This is a genomic window from Dietzia sp. JS16-p6b, assembly GCF_003052165.1.
In the GTDB taxonomy this organism is placed as follows: domain Bacteria; phylum Actinomycetota; class Actinomycetes; order Mycobacteriales; family Mycobacteriaceae; genus Dietzia.
The window spans coordinates 3,292,701-3,309,018 of record NZ_CP024869.1 but is presented as its reverse complement, the minus strand read 5'-3'; the positions used below and the strand labels follow the sequence as shown (position 1 = coordinate 3,309,018).

The 16,318-nt window shown below is 71.3% G+C and carries 17 protein-coding genes and 1 riboswitch; of the genes, 10 read left to right on the top strand and 7 right to left on the bottom strand.

The annotated features are described in order from the left end of the window. Positions 1–21: 21 nt before the first annotated feature. Together CT688_RS15265 and CT688_RS15260 are read right to left on the bottom strand one after the other, a co-directional pair. Positions 22–900 (bottom strand): P1 family peptidase, encoded by an 879-nt coding sequence (locus CT688_RS15265; protein ID WP_107757579.1) that lies wholly within the window; start codon positions 898–900, stop codon positions 22–24. A gap of 39 nt (positions 901–939) precedes the next feature. Beyond that, the gene (locus CT688_RS15260; RefSeq protein ID WP_107758253.1) at positions 940–2,199 is read right to left on the bottom strand and encodes an Ig-like domain-containing protein; all 1,260 of its coding nucleotides are present in this window, start codon (positions 2,197–2,199) and stop codon (positions 940–942) included. A 204-nt stretch (positions 2,200–2,403) separates the two neighbouring features. Between CT688_RS15260 and CT688_RS15255 the strand changes: the two genes are divergently transcribed. From CT688_RS15255 to CT688_RS15245, 3 genes are all read left to right on the top strand, one after another. Beyond that, on the top strand, positions 2,404–3,066 hold the full coding sequence (locus CT688_RS15255; RefSeq protein WP_156607288.1) for an NAD(P)H-binding protein: 663 nt from the start codon (positions 2,404–2,406) through the stop codon (positions 3,064–3,066). Positions 3,067–3,147: 81 nt separating this feature from the next. After that, complete coding sequence (locus tag CT688_RS15250; RefSeq protein ID WP_107757577.1) at positions 3,148–3,606, top strand: hypothetical protein; 459 nt, start codon at positions 3,148–3,150, stop codon at positions 3,604–3,606. A gap of 48 nt (positions 3,607–3,654) precedes the next feature. Then, positions 3,655–4,620 carry an NADPH:quinone oxidoreductase family protein gene (locus tag CT688_RS15245; protein WP_107757576.1) on the top strand — a complete coding sequence of 322 codons (966 nt, stop codon included), beginning with the start codon at positions 3,655–3,657 and terminating at the stop codon, positions 4,618–4,620. Here CT688_RS15245 and CT688_RS15240 read toward each other — a convergent pair. Beyond that, a complete protein-coding gene (locus CT688_RS15240; protein WP_107757575.1) occupies positions 4,604–5,794 on the bottom strand; it encodes a pyridoxal phosphate-dependent aminotransferase in 1,191 nt (396 codons plus the stop codon). The two genes, CT688_RS15245 and CT688_RS15240, sit on opposite strands and share 17 nt — an antisense overlap. Positions 5,795–5,840: 46 nt before the next feature. Between CT688_RS15240 and CT688_RS15235 the strand changes: the two genes are divergently transcribed. Both CT688_RS15235 and CT688_RS15230 read left to right on the top strand, forming a co-directional pair. Further along, a complete protein-coding gene (locus tag CT688_RS15235) occupies positions 5,841–6,302 on the top strand; it encodes a Rieske (2Fe-2S) protein (RefSeq protein ID WP_107758252.1) in 462 nt (153 codons plus the stop codon). A gap of 152 nt (positions 6,303–6,454) precedes the next feature. After that, a riboswitch (FMN riboswitch) is annotated at positions 6,455–6,649 on the top strand. A gap of 95 nt (positions 6,650–6,744) precedes the next feature. After that, positions 6,745–7,464, top strand: coding sequence for a nicotinamide mononucleotide transporter family protein (locus CT688_RS15230; RefSeq protein ID WP_107757574.1), 720 nt, complete (start codon positions 6,745–6,747; stop codon positions 7,462–7,464). A 5-nt stretch (positions 7,465–7,469) separates the two neighbouring features. Here the strand turns inward: CT688_RS15230 and CT688_RS15225 are convergent, their stop codons facing one another. The 3 genes from CT688_RS15225 to CT688_RS15215 form a co-directional block, all read right to left on the bottom strand. Continuing rightward, positions 7,470–8,813, bottom strand: coding sequence for an MFS transporter (locus CT688_RS15225; protein WP_107757573.1), 1,344 nt, complete (start codon positions 8,811–8,813; stop codon positions 7,470–7,472). Between the two features lie 13 nt (positions 8,814–8,826). Further along, the gene (locus tag CT688_RS15220) at positions 8,827–9,438 is read right to left on the bottom strand and encodes a trans-aconitate 2-methyltransferase (protein ID WP_107757572.1); all 612 of its coding nucleotides are present in this window, start codon (positions 9,436–9,438) and stop codon (positions 8,827–8,829) included. A gap of 95 nt (positions 9,439–9,533) precedes the next feature. After that, positions 9,534–10,205, bottom strand: a complete 672-nt coding sequence (locus CT688_RS15215) for a PIG-L family deacetylase (protein ID WP_107757571.1) — start codon at positions 10,203–10,205, stop codon at positions 9,534–9,536. A gap of 72 nt (positions 10,206–10,277) precedes the next feature. On the opposite strand from CT688_RS15215, the gene CT688_RS15210 reads away from it, so the two are divergent. Next, entirely contained in the window at positions 10,278–10,910 is a 633-nt protein-coding gene (locus tag CT688_RS15210) for a class I SAM-dependent methyltransferase (protein ID WP_107757570.1), read from the top strand. Positions 10,911–10,976: 66 nt separating this feature from the next. Here CT688_RS15210 and CT688_RS15205 read toward each other — a convergent pair whose 3' ends face one another. Beyond that, positions 10,977–11,975 (bottom strand): glucosyl-3-phosphoglycerate synthase, encoded by a 999-nt coding sequence (locus tag CT688_RS15205; protein ID WP_107757569.1) that lies wholly within the window; start codon positions 11,973–11,975, stop codon positions 10,977–10,979. Positions 11,976–12,056: 81 nt separating this feature from the next. Between CT688_RS15205 and CT688_RS15200 the strand changes: the two genes are divergently transcribed. The 4 genes from CT688_RS15200 to CT688_RS15185 all read left to right on the top strand — a co-directional run bounded on the left by CT688_RS15200 (position 12,057) and on the right by CT688_RS15185 (position 16,316). After that, positions 12,057–13,340, top strand: a complete 1,284-nt coding sequence (locus tag CT688_RS15200) for an acyl-CoA dehydrogenase family protein (RefSeq protein ID WP_107757568.1) — start codon at positions 12,057–12,059, stop codon at positions 13,338–13,340. Beyond that, positions 13,337–14,635, top strand: a complete 1,299-nt coding sequence (locus CT688_RS15195) for a phosphotransferase family protein (RefSeq protein WP_107757567.1) — start codon at positions 13,337–13,339, stop codon at positions 14,633–14,635. Before CT688_RS15200 ends, CT688_RS15195 begins: the two co-directional genes overlap by 4 nt. Before the next feature lie 16 nt (positions 14,636–14,651). Beyond that, positions 14,652–15,374, top strand: coding sequence for a histidine phosphatase family protein (locus CT688_RS15190; protein WP_107757566.1), 723 nt, complete (start codon positions 14,652–14,654; stop codon positions 15,372–15,374). 132 nt (positions 15,375–15,506) lie between these two features. Beyond that, positions 15,507–16,316: an alpha/beta fold hydrolase gene (locus tag CT688_RS15185; protein ID WP_107757565.1), complete on the top strand. Its 810-nt coding sequence runs from the start codon at positions 15,507–15,509 to the stop codon at positions 16,314–16,316. Positions 16,317–16,318 lie beyond the last annotated feature (2 nt).

The window sequence follows — 16,318 nt, the reverse complement described above, 5'->3', positions numbered from 1 at the left end:
TGAACCGTCCAGGCGGGTGGATCAGGATCCGGCGGACCGTATCGCCCGGGAGACGGCGTCGAGCGCCATGAGGCGGACGGTGTCGACGTCGGCGGGCACCTCCCCGGTCGCCACTGCGACGAAGCCGTCTCCGTCGTATCGGGTGTGCGGCGGAGTCAGGGACCGGGAGAGGCCGTCATGGGCGCCCTGGGCGACGACGAAGCAGGCGGTCTTGTCCAGCCTCGCGTTGGTGATCACCACTCCGATGGTGGTGTGCACGCGATCGGAGGCGTAGTCGAACGGCGGCACGAGGTTCGCCACGCTGGCGAGGTCCACCTCGGTCCCCCCCGGATCGACGTCACCGTAGGCGTTCACCGCACACAATGCCCCGACGACCAGGTCGCCCACGGTGCTCTCCGCGTAGCGGATACCGCCCGGACGGATGTTCTCGACCCCGCGCCACTGCGACGTGAACGCCCCGGTGCCCGCGCCCACCTGCCCCACCTCGACCAGCGGGCCGGTGGCCGCGGCGGCGGCGGTGTACCCGTCGGCGGCCGACGGGCGGACCTTCGGATCGCCGACCCCGAGGTCGAACAGCGCCAGGGCCGGGACGATCGGGACGCGCCCGCCGGGCGTGGGAACGCCCCTCCCGGCCTCCTCGCAGAACCGCATCACCCCCTCGGCGGCCGCGAGACCGAACGCGGAGCCTCCGGTGAGGACGACGGCGTCGACGGAGGTCACCGCCTTGTCCGGCGAGAGTGCGTCGAGGTCGCGGGTCGCCGGCGCGCCACCCCGCACCTCGCGCGATGCCACCGACCCCTCGGGGAGCAGCACCACGGTGCACCCCGTCAACGCGGAAGGATCCGTCCAGTGGCCGATCGCGACTCCGGGCAGTCTCATCTGGGGTGAGCGGGGCTCCATCGCGCAAAAGTAGCGTGTCGACCCCGGCAAAAGGAACCCTCAGTCCGCGGAACCCTTCTGCCAGGTGCTCCACGGGACCGCCCAGTCCCCGTTCTGGTGGACCTGCTGTTCCGGGCCACCGGTGTTCCGGACCTCGACGATGTCTCCGGCCACCGCCTGGTCGAAGTACCAGGCGGCGTCATCGGGGGACAGGTTGAGGCATCCGTGCGAGACGTTGGTGTTGCCCTGCGCCCACATCGACGAGGCGAGAGCGTGGAAGTAGATGCCCTCGTTGGTCAGGCGCACCCCGTGGTCGACCGTCACCCGGTACCCGACGTCGAGCGGTAGACCGTAGGTCGAGGAGTCCATGAGCACCGTGCTGGCCTTGTCGAGGACGGTGTAGACACCCCGCTGGGTCCAGAAGTGCATGCTCACGCCGTTATAGGTCGCCCAGCCGCCCTTGCCCATCGACGTGGGCATCGTCTTGACCAGTTGCTGGTTGTGGAACACCGAGACCGTCTTGGTGTCGTCGTCCGCGATGGCCACCCGGCGGTCACCGATGGTGAAGTCGACCTCCGCGCCCTCTCCACCCCACTGGCCGCCGCCGAGGTTCCTGCCCTCGGTGTCCAGATCCACGCTCACCCGGGTGCCGGTCTCGTAGTAGTCCCGGGGCCGCCAGTGCGCGGTGGCGTCGTCGAGCCAGAACCAGTTGCCCTCGACCGCCGGTTCCGTCGTGACCGTCATGTACTTCTCGACGGTCTCCCTGTCCGCGACCGGCTGATCGAATCTCGCCGCCACGATGATGCCGACGCCGTACTCGCGATCCGACTCCAGGGCGCCACCGCCCGGGGTGACCAGGCTGGGGGTGACGATGGCCTGTGGGGTGGCCATGGTGAAGGTGCGCGAGTCGGTCCGCGGGCCGCCCGTCGCTCCGCGGTAGGTGATATCCAGCGTGTAGGTGCGCCCGTATCCGAGGGTGACAGCGGGTTCCCACGACGTCGCGTCCTGCGACAGCTCGCCCTCGATCTCCTTGCCCGCGTCGTTGGTCAGCACCACCTCGCTGAGCGAACCGTTCTCCACCCGGGCGCGGACGCCGTCCACCACGGCCACGTCCGTCGCGCCGTCCGCCGGGGTGACCTGCAGGGTCGCCGGAACCGGCGCCTCCGAGGTCTCGGTCGGGGTGGTCTCGCCCGCGGACCCCGTGGGCACGGGGATGGTGCATCCGGTCGCGACGAGCAGGAGGGCCAGGAGCCCGGCGAGGAGGACGAAGGGCGCCTGAGACGCCGAGGGCGTGAGCGACCCGGACCGGGACAAGGACATGCGTGACTCCGAGGGCATTGCTGGGGATTCACCGGTGAGTACCGGCTTATGAGCACATGATGCACGCAGGGTCCGACAGGACGCGAACCCACACGGGCGCCCACGGCGTGTCGTTGTGGAGTTGTGACCGGATCGGGCCGGACGGTGACCGGGAAGTGATCTGCGACTCACACGACGGCGGGGTGGAGGAGTACAACGGAGGCCATGAGTATCGAACGCCCTGTGACCATCATCGGCGGACACGGCAAGGTGGCGCTCCGCGCGGCCCGGATCCTGGCGGGGGCGGGCGCCGAGGTGTACTCGGTGATCCGGAATCCGGACCAGGCCGACGACATCCGGGAGGTGGGCGCGACCCCTGTCGTCGCGGATGTCGAGACGCTCGACGTCGAGGGATTGCGGGAGGTGCTCCGCGGCAGCGGTTCGGTGGTGTGGGCCGCCGGAGCGGGTGGCGGAGACGCCGATCGCACCTACGCCGTCGACCGCGACGCCGCGATCCGATCCATGGACGCCTCCGTGCAGGAGGGGGTCGAGCGCTACGTCATGATCTCCTACGACGGGGCCGGACCCGAGCACGGCGTGCCCGAGGGCGATTCGTTCTACCCCTACGCGCAGGCCAAGGCCGACGCCGATGCCCACCTGCGGGATTCGGAACTGCAGTGGACCATCCTCGGCCCGGGGAAGCTCACGGATGACGCCGGCGGGGAGTCGATCGGCGTGGGTGCCGAGAAGCGCGAGGACAGGGCCACCAGCCGGGACGTCGTGGCCGCCGTCACCGCGGCCGTCCTGCGCAGGCCGGACACCATCGGTCGCACCATCGAGTTCTCCGACGGCCCCACCCCCATAGGCGAGGCCCTCACCAGGGAGTGAGTAGCGGGGGGCCTCGCGGCGTGGCCGGTCCGAGCGGTGGGCAGGGGCCGCACCGGTTGGGGGCGCGGTTATCCTCGTCGGGTGCGGATCCTGGTGGGCGGCTCGTGGATCACCGTGACCTGCGCTCTCATCACCGCGCTGTGGAGCGTCCCGCAGTTCGTCGCGACCGGGACCGTCACGCTCAGCTCGCACCCCTTGTTCGTGGTCATGTTCCTGTTCCCCTCGCAGATCGGGGTTCCGGTCTGTCTTCTCGTGGCCTTGAACTCGGTGTTGCTGCTGTCCCGTGGCCGTCTGGTCACCACCCCGCGTCGACTCCTCGCCGGTGGCCAGATGCTCACGGTGACGCTGCTGGGCGTCTGCGCGCTGCTGCTGGTCCTGCCCACCACGTTCGGGCGGGAGTTCATCCTGATGGCGCTGGCCTTCCAGGTGGGCCAGGTGGTGGTGGCCGTGGGGCTCGCCCTGCATCTCCATCGACGCCGGGGACTGCGTCGGCACCCCGAGACGGACGAGCCGAACCCGCCGGTGCACCTCGAGACGTGATCCGGTGCGTCGGTTCCGGCGCGACGGGTGTGCTGACACTATGGGGCCATGCGTGCCATTCACATCTCATCCCATGACGGACCCGCCGCCCTGGAGGTCGTGGATCTCCCCGAGCCGGAGCCGGGAGCGGTCCTCATCGACGTCCACGCCTCGGGGGTGACCTTCCCCGAGGTCCTCCAGACCCGCGGGAAATACCAGATCTCGCCGCCGCTGCCGTTCGTGCCCGGATCGGAGGTGGCGGGTGTGGTCCGTTCCGCCCCCGAGGGGTCGGGATTCGCCGCCGGCGACCGCGTGTGCGCCTTCCCCGGCCTCGGAGGGTTCGCCGAGGTGGTCTCCACCGACCCCGCCCAGGTGTTCCGGCTCCCCGATTCGATGACCTTCGCCCAGGGCGCGTCCATTCCGATGAACGTCCTCACCGTGCACTTCGCCCTGGCGCACCGCGGCCGACTCGAGCCCGGGGAGACGGTTCTCGTGCACGGCGCGGGTGGCGGTATCGGCATCGCGGCCACCCAGTTCGCCGTGGCATCCGGTGCCCGCGTGATCGCGGTCGCTTCCTCCGAGGAGAAGCGGGAGCTGGCGCTCAGGGCCGGAGCGTCCGACGCCATCGCCCCCGAGGGTTTCAAGGACGCCGTGAAGGAGCTCACCGGCGGCAAGGGCGTGGACATCGTGGTGGACCCCGTGGGAGGCGACCGGTTCACCGATTCCATCCGGTCCCTCGGGCAGGAGGGGCGGATCCTCGTGATCGGCTTCACCGGTGGCGAGATCCCCACGGTCAAGGTCAACCGCCTGCTGCTCGGCAACAAGAGCGCCGTGGGGGTGGGATGGGGCGAGTACTGGATGAGCAACCCCGGATACCTGCAGAAACAGTGGGCCGAGGTGGAGCCTCTGTTGGCCGCGGGGAAGCTCGACCCGCTCGTGGGCGTCGAGCTCCCGCTGGACAAGGCGTCCGAGGCTCTGGAACTCATGGACGGCCGCGGCGCGGTGGGCAAGATCGTCCTCACCACCGGGCGCTGAGAGTCCCGCGGTCCCAGGGCGCGAGCGCCCGCAGCCTGCGCCCGGCCTCCGACAGCACCTCGGGTCGTTTGCAGAACGCGAACCGCACCAGATGCGACCACTCGGCGGAGTAGGTATCGGTGAACGGCGCGAACGGAACCGCCGCCACGCCGACCTTCTCGGGCAGTTCCAGGCACCACGACGCGGCGTCGGTGACGCCGAGCGGCCGGGGGTCCGCGGTGAGGAAATAGGTCCCCTGGGTGACGGCGAGATCCACTCCGATCCCGGTGAGTATCCCCACGAGCTGGTCCCGCCTGTCCTGCATCTGCGCCCGCAGCGCCCGGATCCACTCGTCCTCGTGGCTCAGGGCGTGCGCGACGGCGAGTTGCAACGGGGTACCGGCGGTGTAGCTCATGTACTGTTTGGCGGCCCGGACACCCGCGACCAACCCGGCCGGGCCGGTCACCCACCCGATCTTCCAGCCCGTGCAGTTAAGCATCTTGCCGGCGCTCGAGATCCGCAGGGTGCGCTCGGCCATGCCCGGCAGGGTGGCGATGGAGACGTGCTCGGTGTCGTCGTACGTCAGGTGTTCGTAGACCTCGTCCGAGATCGCGATCGCGTCGAACTCGCGGCACAGGGCCGCGATCTGCTCGAGATCCTCCCGGGGCAGCACCGCACCGGTGGGGTTGTGCGGAGAGTTGACCAGCACCGCCCGGGTCCGCGGGGAGAACGCCGCCCGCAGGGAGTCCACGTCGAGGCGGAAACGGTCGTCCGAGCGGACCATCCGCGCGGGGCGCCGGGTGGCCCCGGCCATCGCGACGGTGGCGGCGTAGGAGTCGTAGGACGGTTCGATCACCACCACCTCGTCGTGGGGTTCCACCAGGCCGAGCACCGCACCGGCGATCGCCTCGGTCGCGCCGACCGTCACCAGTACCTCGGTGTCCGGATCGTGGACCAGCCCCGTGTGCCCGGTCTCGTGCGTGACGATCGCGTGCCGGAGCTCGGGTACCCCCGTCCCGGGTGGGTACTGGTTGTGTCCCTCCCGCATGGCGCGCACCGCGGCCTCGATCATCGACGGGGGGCCGTCGGTGTCCGGGAAGCCCTGTCCCAGGTTGACGGCCCCGAACCGCACAGCGAGCTGGGTGACCTCGGAGAAGATCGTGGTGGCGTGGGGCAGGAGGCGTCGGACGGTCATGGAACGCAGCCTAGGTCGGTCGTGGCCGCCCGATACGATGGGCCACATGACCGAGCACCCCGCCGCAGCATCCGTCACCGTCGGACCGTGCACGCAGCGCCGTACCGTCCTGGCCGCTCTCCCCGGGATTATCCTGCTGCCGGGGATCGCCTCGGCCTGCGGGATGACGCAACCCGCGGAGCCTGCCTCGACCGTGCAGCAGACGACCGAGGTGCAGGCCAGCACCATGCCCGCGTCGGACGTGCCCGTCGGGACCGCCAAGCAGGTCAAGTCGGGGGACTCCACGGTGATCGTCGCGCAGCCCACCGAGGGGGAGTTCGTCGCGTACTCCGCCCGCTGCACCCACCAGGGTGGGACCGTTCAGGTGGTCCGCGACCTGCACCTGCGCTGCCCACTCCACGGCGCGGAGTACGACGCCACCGACGGCCGCAACACCCTCGCTCCGGCACCGCGACCCCTCGACGTGGTCCCGGTGACCGAGGCGAACGGCCAACTGACGATCGGCTGAGCCACGCCCCCGCCCGGGGTGGCACCGGTGACCGCGCCCACCTCACGTCGGCAAGAGAGTCCCGCCCCCATCGGCCGGGTGAGGACGCGCCGAACGCCCTTCTCGACGCCGGCCGGAGTTGCAGCGTCGCAGCGGGGAGGAGTACAACGGGAACACGTTCTCAGGGCGGGGTGAGATTCCCCACCGGCGGTGATGTCACCGGCCCCATGGTCGGCGGCGAGCCCGCGAGCGCCCCGCACACGCGGTGCGGCCAGGCGACATGCCCGGCCGGACCGCGTTCGCGGGGGTCAGCAGACCCGGTGTGATCCCGGGGCCGACGGTCATAGTCCGGATGGAAGAGAACAGCGTGTCCCCCGAGGGACCGCGGCTCGGCCGTGGAACCGTGGGCGATGCGGCATACGCCCTGGGCCGTGGAGTGCCGAGCCCGTGAAAGGGGCACACGATGAGCCTTCTCGTCTCATTCCTCGACGCGCAGGTGTTGATCGGCGGAGTACCGATCCTGTGGCGCGAGATCATCGGCAACGTCTTCGGGTTGGCCGCCGCGATCGGCGGGATGCGCCGAGTGGTATGGGCCTGGCCGGTGGGGATCGTCGGCAATCTCACGCTTCTCACGGTCTTCCTCGGAGGTGTCTTCCACACCCCGCAGGACGTCGATCTCTACGGTCAGGCCGGCCGCCAGGTCATGTTCCTCGCCGTGGGGATCTACGGCTGGTGGCGCTGGTCGCGGGACCGGCGGGCCAGCGCGGCTCTGCCGGGGCAGGCGGGAGTCGAGGCGGTCGCGGTCCATCCGCACTGGGCCACGGGCCGGCAACGGGCGGGACTCGTCGTCGGGATGATCTCCGGCACCCTGGTCTTCGGGTGGGTCTTCTCCGAGCTCGGATCGTGGGGCCCGTGGGCGGACGCGTGGATCTTCACCGGGTCGATCCTGGCCACCTACGGCATGGCCCGGGGCTGGACGGAGTTCTGGCTGCTGTGGATCGGCGTCGACATCGTGGGTGTCCCATTGCTCCTCAAGGCCGGGTACTACCCGTCAGCGGCCTTGTACCTGGTGTACGGGGCGTTCGTCGTCTGGGGGTTCGTGGTGTGGTGGCGCGTCGACCTGGCCGCCCGGGTGCGGGAGTCCTCTGAGGGGCATCGGTCGGATCAGGTGGCCGTCGCCTGACGCGGTCAGCGGACCTTCGATGAGGGCCGCGCGGTTCCCGTCTCAGGTGCCCCGCGTGACGCACGCCTCGGCCGCACCGAGGCCACGACGATCAACGACAGCGCCGCGAGTGCGAAGCCGAGGCCGCGGAAGTCGATCCACGCGAACACCAGGCCCGAGAGCAGGCCGCCCGCCGCACCGGACAGCGCCACCGCCACGTCGGCCTGCCCCTGGACGGTGGCGCGGACCGAGAGCGGCACGGACGTGGTGAGGACCGTGGTCCCGGCGACCAGTCCGAGGCTCCATCCGAGCCCGAGGAGGATCAAGGCCGTGGTGACCAGCACGGTCGACTGCGGCGGGGAGACCGCGGCGAGGACGCCAGAGGTCAGCAGCACCAGGCCTGCCGAGACGGCCACGAGGCGCGTGCCGAACCTGTCCACCAGGTAACCGGACAGCGGGGCGGGCAGGAACATCGCCGCCACGTGAAGGGAGATCACCAGCCCCACCACGGTCACCGCGTGGTCATGCGCGCGCATGTGGACCGGTGTCATGGTCATGAGCCCGACCATGACGAACTGCGTCAGGGCCATCACCGCCACCCCGGTGAGCACGTCCCCGGTCCAGATGCGGGAGGGTGCGGCCGGCTCGGGGGAGGAGACGACCGCGGGGGCCGGTGACGGGAACGACGACGAGGCTGTCGCCGAGTCCGGCCCCACCGTCGCCCGCCGCCGCGCCTCGAGCAGCGGATCGGGACGCAGCAGCAGTGAGATGACCAGTGCCGCTCCACCGTAGGCCGCGGCGGCGAGGAGGAACGGTCCGGACAAGGGGAGCAGGCCCAGCGACTCGGCGACCGCTCCCGTCGGCCCCACGAGGTTGGGCCCCGCGACGGCCCCCGCGGTGGTGCCCAGGAGCACGTATGACAGTGCCCGTCCGCGGTGCTCGGGGGTGGCCAGGTCCGCGCCGGCGTAGCGCGCCTGGAGGTTGGTGGCGGTGCCCGAGCCGTAGACGACGAACGACAGGAACAGCAGCGGGAGGGAGTCGATGGCCGTCGCGACCACGATGCCGATCGCTCCGATGGCGCCGAACGCGAAGCCCGTCGCCAGCCCGGGGCGCCTGCCCCGCGCCTGGGACAGTCTGCCCACGGCGATCGCCGCGAGGGCCGACCCGCCGGTGAACAGCGCCGATGGCAGGCCGGACAGGCCGGGCCCGCCGAGCAGGTCCTCGGCGAGGAGCGCTCCGACGGTCACCCCGGCGGCCAGTCCCGCGCCGGAGAGCAGCTGCGCCAGGACCAGGATCGTCACGACCCGCCGCTGCACTCGGTCGTCACCCGGGCCGGTGGCCGAACCCGGATCCCGGCGTGTCCGGTTCATCTGTCGACCCGGGTCATCTGTCGACCCAGGATCGTGCGTGCAGGAGCACGTCGATCGCGGTCGCCTTCCCGGCCGGCCGCAGGTCGTGACGCAGCGAGACCACCTCGAGTCCCTGGGATCCCAGTGCCAGATCGGCGATCCCGGGGAGCACGGTCGGGTCCTGCGGACCGCCGACGCCGCGACGCAGGTTCTCCGCGGCGTGCCCGAGATAGACGAGGTGGCCACCGGGTCGCAGCCACCCGCCGGCGTTGCGCAGGACCCGGACCAGGCTGTCCATGTCCAGGTGGAGGAACCCGATGACGACGAGGTCCACCGACTCCTCCGGCTCCCAGGTGGTGGCGTCACCGACCACCCAGTCGACGCTGCCGGTACGGCCGTCATCGGAGTCCTTGGCTCGGGCCTGATCGATCGCGACCTCGGAGAAGTCGACGGCTGAGACCCGCCATCCGTGCGCGGCCAGCCACCGCGCGTGCCGTCCGTCGCCGCACGCCAGGTCCACCGCGGTGTCCACGGGCAGGCCGGCGTCCTCGGCACCGGTCACCTCCGCGACGATGCGTGCCGCGGGGGTGGTGCCCCACACGTCGGGCTGGGCGAGGTATCGGGCGTTCCATTCGGAGGCGTCCACGTGCGGCGGTCCTTTCGGTGCTGCGTCTGCTCGGTTCTACTTCTACTGGGTCGGGGGCGTACCCGGGTGATCCCGCCGCGGAGGGGTGGCACGGCTCACGGGCGTCGGAGCCACCGCAGGTGTTCCGTGTTGCCCTGCAACTCCAGTCTCCTCCACAGGACACTGCCCGGCACGGCCTGACTCGGGTGACAGTCCACCGCGGCCTGTTGCGCCGTGCGGTCGACGGTCAGCGCCAGGTCGATCTCCCCGCTGCGCCGACCGAGGAATCCGGCGTACCCCTCGGAGGCGAGGCTGGCGCAGATCTCGTCAGGGAGGGCCCACGCCAGTACGGGAAGTGCGTGCCGATCGCCCGCCCGGACGGCGGCCGCGGTTGCCGCCACGTGGTCCGGGTGTCCGCTGATGCCGGTGGAGTCGAAGACGACGAGACCGTCGGGCCGGGTCTGCTCCAGTGCGCGCTCGACGTCGCCGTCGAGGACGGTCGGCTGGAGAGCCGCCACACCGCCGTCGGGGTGGCCCAGCAGGGTGACCCGTCGGACCCCGAGCGCATCGGCAGCAGCCCGCAGTTCGCTCTCGCGAATCAGTGACAGGTCTCCTTCGACACCGTGGAGGGTCGACGCCTCGCCCCTGGTCAGGCAGAGGACGTCCACGAGCGAGCCTGCCCCGGCGAAGGTCGAGAGCACCGCGCCGAGGCCGAAGGATTCGTCGTCGGGGTGCGCGACCACGGCCAGGACCGCCCGCCACCCCGGCAGTATGCTCGTGTTCTCCATGGTCCGAGCCCCCTCATCGTCGACGGCGAATTGCCGTTCCGGGTCGTTGGATACCCGGTACCGTATCTTCTCATGAAGGCCTCCCACGATCGGACCGATGTCTCGCTCTTCGCCCGCGCATGGGTGATCGCCAGCCCCGTTCTCGAGCGCGTCGGGCTCGCCAGATCCCGGCGGCGCCTGGTCTCCGGTCTGTCGGGAACGGTGGTGGAGGTGGGGGCAGGCAGCGGGGTCACCTTCGAGCACTATCCCCCGCAGGTCACGAGGGTGGTGGCGATCGAGCCGGACCCGCATCTCCGTGCCCACGCGCGGCGCTACGCGGCGCGTGCGTCTGTGCCGGTCGAGGTGGTGGAGTCGGTGGCGGAGGCGCTCCCGCTCGCGGACGGAGAGGCCGATGCGGTGGTCTTCGGTCTCGTCCTGTGCACGGTCCCCGACGTCCCGGCCGCCCTCGCCGAGGCGGATCGGGTACTCGCCCCCGGGGGAGAACTACGTCTGTTCGAACACGTCAGGGCAGAGGGCCGACTGGGACGCGTGGCCGACCGGATCGCGCCGGTGTGGAGTCGGCTCGGCGGGGGGTGTCGACCGAACCGGGACACCGGTCGGGCGCTGACCGAGGCCGGGTTCGACGTCACCGGGCTCAGGACCCGGACGTTCCCGCCGGTACTCCCGCTGACGCCGATCCTCAGCGGTTCGGCGCGGCGTCGCTAGCGGCACGACCGGCTACCGCACACTCCCCGGTCGGGTCGGGTCGGGGCTGGAGGGCGCGGGGAGCGCTCACCGGGTCAATTCTTCGCGGACCTCGCTCATCGGGGGCCGTTCACCGGGGGAGACGTCGACGGTCTCGGCGTGGAACCCGCCTCCGACGGGATCGCGCCTGTGCAGGGTGAGCGTGTCACCGGGGGCGTGGGTGTCCGGTGCCCGACCGTGGCGCCGCAGGCGGCTGAGTACCGCGAGGTGTTGGTGCATCGCCATCACCGCCAGCGCCGAATCGGGGGAGTGTCGGTGGGTGCGTCGACCGAGGTCCACCTGGGCGAGCGCATCGAGGCCGAACGCCTCGAACAGGTCCACCAGGATCCCGATGTCCACTCCGTATGCGCCGGCGAACGGGATGGATTCGAGGGCGTGACGGGTCCCGGCGTACTCGCCGGCCAGCGGCTGCACGAACCCGGCGAGTGCGGGCCAGTGGGTGGCCAACAGAGGTCGGGCGACGAGCTCGGTCACCCGTCCCCCGCCCGCCGGCAGGACGGTGCGGCCGTCGTCGAGAGGACGCTCGTAGGCGCCCTTGCTGAACACCACCCCGGGGTCGGTGAGCAGCGGGCCCAGCAGTCCGATCGCGAACGCCGGGTCGAAGTCGCGCAGGTCGGAATCGAGGAACACGACGAACTCCCCGTCGGTGGCTGCGAGGGATTTCCACAGCGCCTCGCCTTTTCCCGGGACGTCTCCCAGTGCGGGCAGCACATCTCCCTGCGCCACCACTCTCGCGCCGGCGGCACGGGCCACGTGCGCTGTGCGATCCGCGCTGTGGGAGTCGATCACCACCACCTCGTCGATGAGTGGCACCCGCTCCACCAGCTCGGCCTGAAGCGCGGCGACGATCACGCCGACCGTGGACTCCTCGTTCCGGGCCGGGAGCACGACGGACACCCGGCGGCCGGCCTTGGCCGCGACGAGGTCCTCGGCGCGGAAGTCACCCGCCCGGTAGGTGCGTCGCGCCGACCAGTCGCGGATCGGGTCGACCCGGTCCGCGAGGGGGGTTCGCGCGTTCTCGCTCACCTCCGCGATCCTGCCAGAGGTATCCGCCGAGCCGCCGCCGTGGGACGGCCCCGTTCACCCGGGTGTGCCACGATGCACAGCATGGACTTCTCACCCTCACCCCGCGCGGCCGAGCTCACCGCGGCGGTCCGCGAGTTCATCGACACGCACATCGCTCCGCTCGAGCCGGGGATCCACGCCGACATCGCCCGCCGCCGTCTGGCCGGCGAGGACCCCTGGGCGGTCGATCCGCGGATCACCGATCTGCAGGCCAGGGCGCGCGAGCAGGGACTGTGGAACCTCTTCCTGCCCGCCGGACACGAGGGTCCCTACGCGAAGCGGTACGGGACCCACGGCGGAACCGGCCTGACCAACACCGACTACGCGCCCGTCGCGGAGGAGATGGGGCGCTCGTTCGTCGCGCCCCTGGTGTTCAACTGCAACGCCCCGGACACCGGCAACATGGAGGTCTTGCTCAAGTATGGGTCGCAGGAGCAGAAGGACCGATGGCTGGACCCGCTCCTGGACGGGAGGATCCGCAGCGCCTTCCTCATGACGGAGCCGGAGGTGGCCTCCTCCGACGCCTCCAACATGGCGGCCACCGCGCGGGTCGAGGGCGACGAGGTGGTGCTGGACGGCCGCAAGTGGTGGTCCACCGGGGTCGGCCACCCGGACTGCAAGGTGGGCATCTTCATGGGTGTGTCGGACCCGGACGCCCACCGGTACCTCCGGCACTCGATGGTGCTGGTGCCCATGGACGCCCCCGGGGTGCGCGTCGAGCGCATGCTCACCGCACAGGGTGTCTACGACGAACCGCTCGGCCACGGTGAGGTGTCCCTCGAGGGCGTGCGTCTGCCGGTGGAGAACATCATCGCCGGACCCGGGCGGGCCGCCGAGATCGCGCAGGGTCGGCTCGGCCCCGGCCGCGTCCACCACTGCATGAGGCTCATCGGGCTGTCGGAGATGGCGCTCGACCTGGCCTGCCGTCGCGCCTCGGGCCGGGTGGCCTTCGGCAAACCCGTCGTCAACCTGGGCGGGAACCGGGAGCGGCTCGCCGAGGCCCGGATCGCCATCGACCAGGCCCGCCTGCTGGTGCAGCACGCGGCCTGGAAGCTCGACACCGAGGGGCAGGCGGCCGTGGAGGTCAGCGCCATCAAGGCCGCCGTGCCGAAGATGGCCCAGAAGGTGATCGACATGTCGTTGCAGCTGCACGGCGGTGGCGGGATGAGCGACGACTTCCCACTCGCCGGCGCCTACGCCACCGCGCGCTCGCTCAGACTGGCCGACGGTCCCGACGAGGTCCACCTGGGCGTGGTCGCCCGGTCGATGCTCGCGCCGTACCGCGACGCCGCCGGAGCCACTACCGATGCAGAGTCGGGCCGATGAGCCGACCGCACGGGGCCTCACCCCTGAGCCGCCGGATCCCGGGCGCGGGCGCGGTGCGCAGGGAGGACGCGTTCGACGTGGAGGCGGTGGCGGCCTGGCTGCGTGCCGTCACCCCGGAGGACCCCACGGTGCTGGCGGGGATGGATCTGGGTGACGACGACGAGCCGGTCGTGCCCGAGGTCAGCCAGTTCTCCGGAGGCGCGTCGAACCTCACCTACGTGTTGCGGTATCCCGGCGGGGACCTGGTGCTGCGCCGCCCTCCGCCCGGCACCAAGGCCCGCGGTGCCCACGACATGAAGCGCGAGTACCGCGTCCAGTCGGCGCTCCGCCCGGTGTACCCGCTGGTGCCCAGGATGGTGGGGTTCTGCGACGACCAGTCGGTGATCGGGTCCGACTTCTACGTGATGGAGCGACTCGAGGGCACGATCCTGCGCAAGGACCTCCCCCGGGAACTCCGCGCGGACAGGGCCACCATCCGGCGTCTGTCCGAACGGGCGGTCGACGCCCTGGTGGACCTGCACGCCGTCGACGTCCGGGCCGCCGGCCTGGACGACCTCGACCGTGGCGAGGGCTACGTGCGCAGGCAGGTCGAGGGGTGGTCGGCCCGCTACCGCCGCGCGCGGACCCCCGACGTGCCCGACTTCGCGCCGGTGATGACGTGGCTGGACGCCAACCAGCCGGACGACGTGGGCCACTGCCTGGTCCACAACGACTTCCGCTTCGACAACCTGGTCCTGGACCCCGGCGACATCACCTCCGTCATCGGCGTCCTGGACTGGGAGATGGCCACCGTCGGTGACCCGCTCATGGACCTGGGTGGCGCTCTGGCCTACTGGGTCGAGGACGGGGACGGCCCGGTGTTCAAGGCGTTCCGGCGCCAGCCCACGCACGCGCCCGGGATGCTCACCCGGTGGGAGGTCGTCGAGCGCTACGCCGAGCGGTCGGGCCTGGAGATCAGCAGGGACGACTGGCGGTTCTACGAGGTCTTCGGACTGTTCCGCCTCGCGGTGATCGCCCAGCAGATCAACCACCGCTTCTTCCACGGCCAGACGACGAACCCGGCGTTCCGCGCGTTCCGGCCCGCGGTGGGGTTCCTCGAGCAGCGCTGCCTGCGCATCATCCGCACCGGCGAGGGGCGGCTGACGCCCACCCGGCTCGGCCCGCGCGACGTGATCCCGGAGGTGCTCGCCGTACCCAGAGTCGTGGTGCCGCTGCTCGCGGGCGGGGTGCACGACGCGCGCCAGAAGATCGTCGGGCTCCTCGGTGGCCTACCGCGGACGGGGAAGCGCACGTGACGGGGGTCGATCGCTGATGGGGGCCATCCACCTGGTCCGCCACGGTCAGGCCTCGTTCGGGAGCGGCGACTACGACCGGCTCTCCGAGACCGGCCACCTCCAGGCCGAGCTCACCGGCTGGGACATGGCGGCCCGCAGGCTGCGGCCCGACGTGGTGATCCACGGCGGGATGAGGCGTCAGCGCGAGACCGCGCAGGGCCTGGTCAAAGGCCTGCGAGAGGGCCTGCGGGAGGGGGCCGGGTGGGACTGCCCGGTCGAGTGCGACGAGCGCTGGGCCGAGTACGACGCCGACGAGGTGCTCACCGCGGCCCGGGTGGCCGGGGTCAGTGCCGGTCACGGGACCCTCGATTCGGCCGGTGCCTCGGACGAGGCCAAGCAGGCGTTCCAACGTCAGCTCGACGCCGCGCTCGGGCACTGGGCTGGGCTCGAGGCCTTCGACACCTACCGGGCGGCCGCGGAGTCGGCGATCGCGGACGCGGCGGCCCGATCCGGATCGGGCCGCACGACGGTGGTGGTGAGCTCGGCCGGGACGATCTCGCTGGCGGTCGCGGGCCTGTTGGCCGACCCGGAGGGCGTGGTGGGGTTGTGGACCCGACTCCAACGGGTGACCGTCAACACCGGAGTGGCCCGGGTCGTCGTGGGTCGCGGCGGGATGACCTGCATCGCCGTCAACGAGCACCAGCACCTGGAGCGGGCTGCGGGAGGGGAGGACCCTCGGGGTCTGATCACCCTGAGGTGACCGGGCATCCGACCGCCCACGGGTGACCCGCCGGCCGATCAACGCGAGGTGACGAAAAGGTGGCGCCGGCCGCCGTAACGTACGTCTGTGGCGGCCGGACACGGTGGCCGTCCGACTATCAGGAGAGCCACGATGCCCACTTTCCAGCGCGGTCACACGACCATCGCCTACACCGACACCGGCGTCCCCGCCGGACGGGAGGACGCACCCGTGGTGTTCTTCGCCCATGGTCTGCTCTTCTCGGGGTGGATGTTCCAGCACCAGATCGCCCACCTGCGGGACAGGTACCGGTGCGTGGCCGTCGACTTCCGTGGGCAGGGCGACTCGCCCCGCGCGCTCGGCGGATACGACATGGACACGCTGACCGTGGACGTCTCCGAGCTCCTCCGACACCTGCAGATCCCCGTGGTCAACTTCGTCGGCCTGTCCATGGGCGGCTTCGTGGGGATGCGGCTCGCTGCCCGCAACCCAGAGATCGTGCACTCGCTCACGCTCCTCGACTCCGCGGCCACGGCGGAGGAGCCGGCCAACCGCAGCAAGTACAAGACACTGTCCAAGGTGTACCGCCTCGCCGGCATCAGGCCCTTGCGGTCACGGGTGGCCCCGATCATGCTCGCCGACCGCAACCTCTCGGCCCCCTGGGTCGACGAGTGGATGGCGATCCTCGAGCGAACTGACCGCGCCGGCCTCGTCCGGGCCATCAACTCGGTGGCGGACCGCGACCCGTGCGAGGACGAGGCCATCCGGATCATCGCCCCGACGCTGGTCGTGGTGGGCGCGGAGGACGCCGCCACGCCGCCCGAGAAGTCGCGCCGGATAGCCGATCTCATCGCCGACACGAGGTTCCACGAGATCCCCGGTGCGGGGCATTCGCCGACCATGGAACGGCCGGACGAGGTCAACGCCATCCTCGAGGCGTTCCTCTCCGAATACAACGCGTGAGG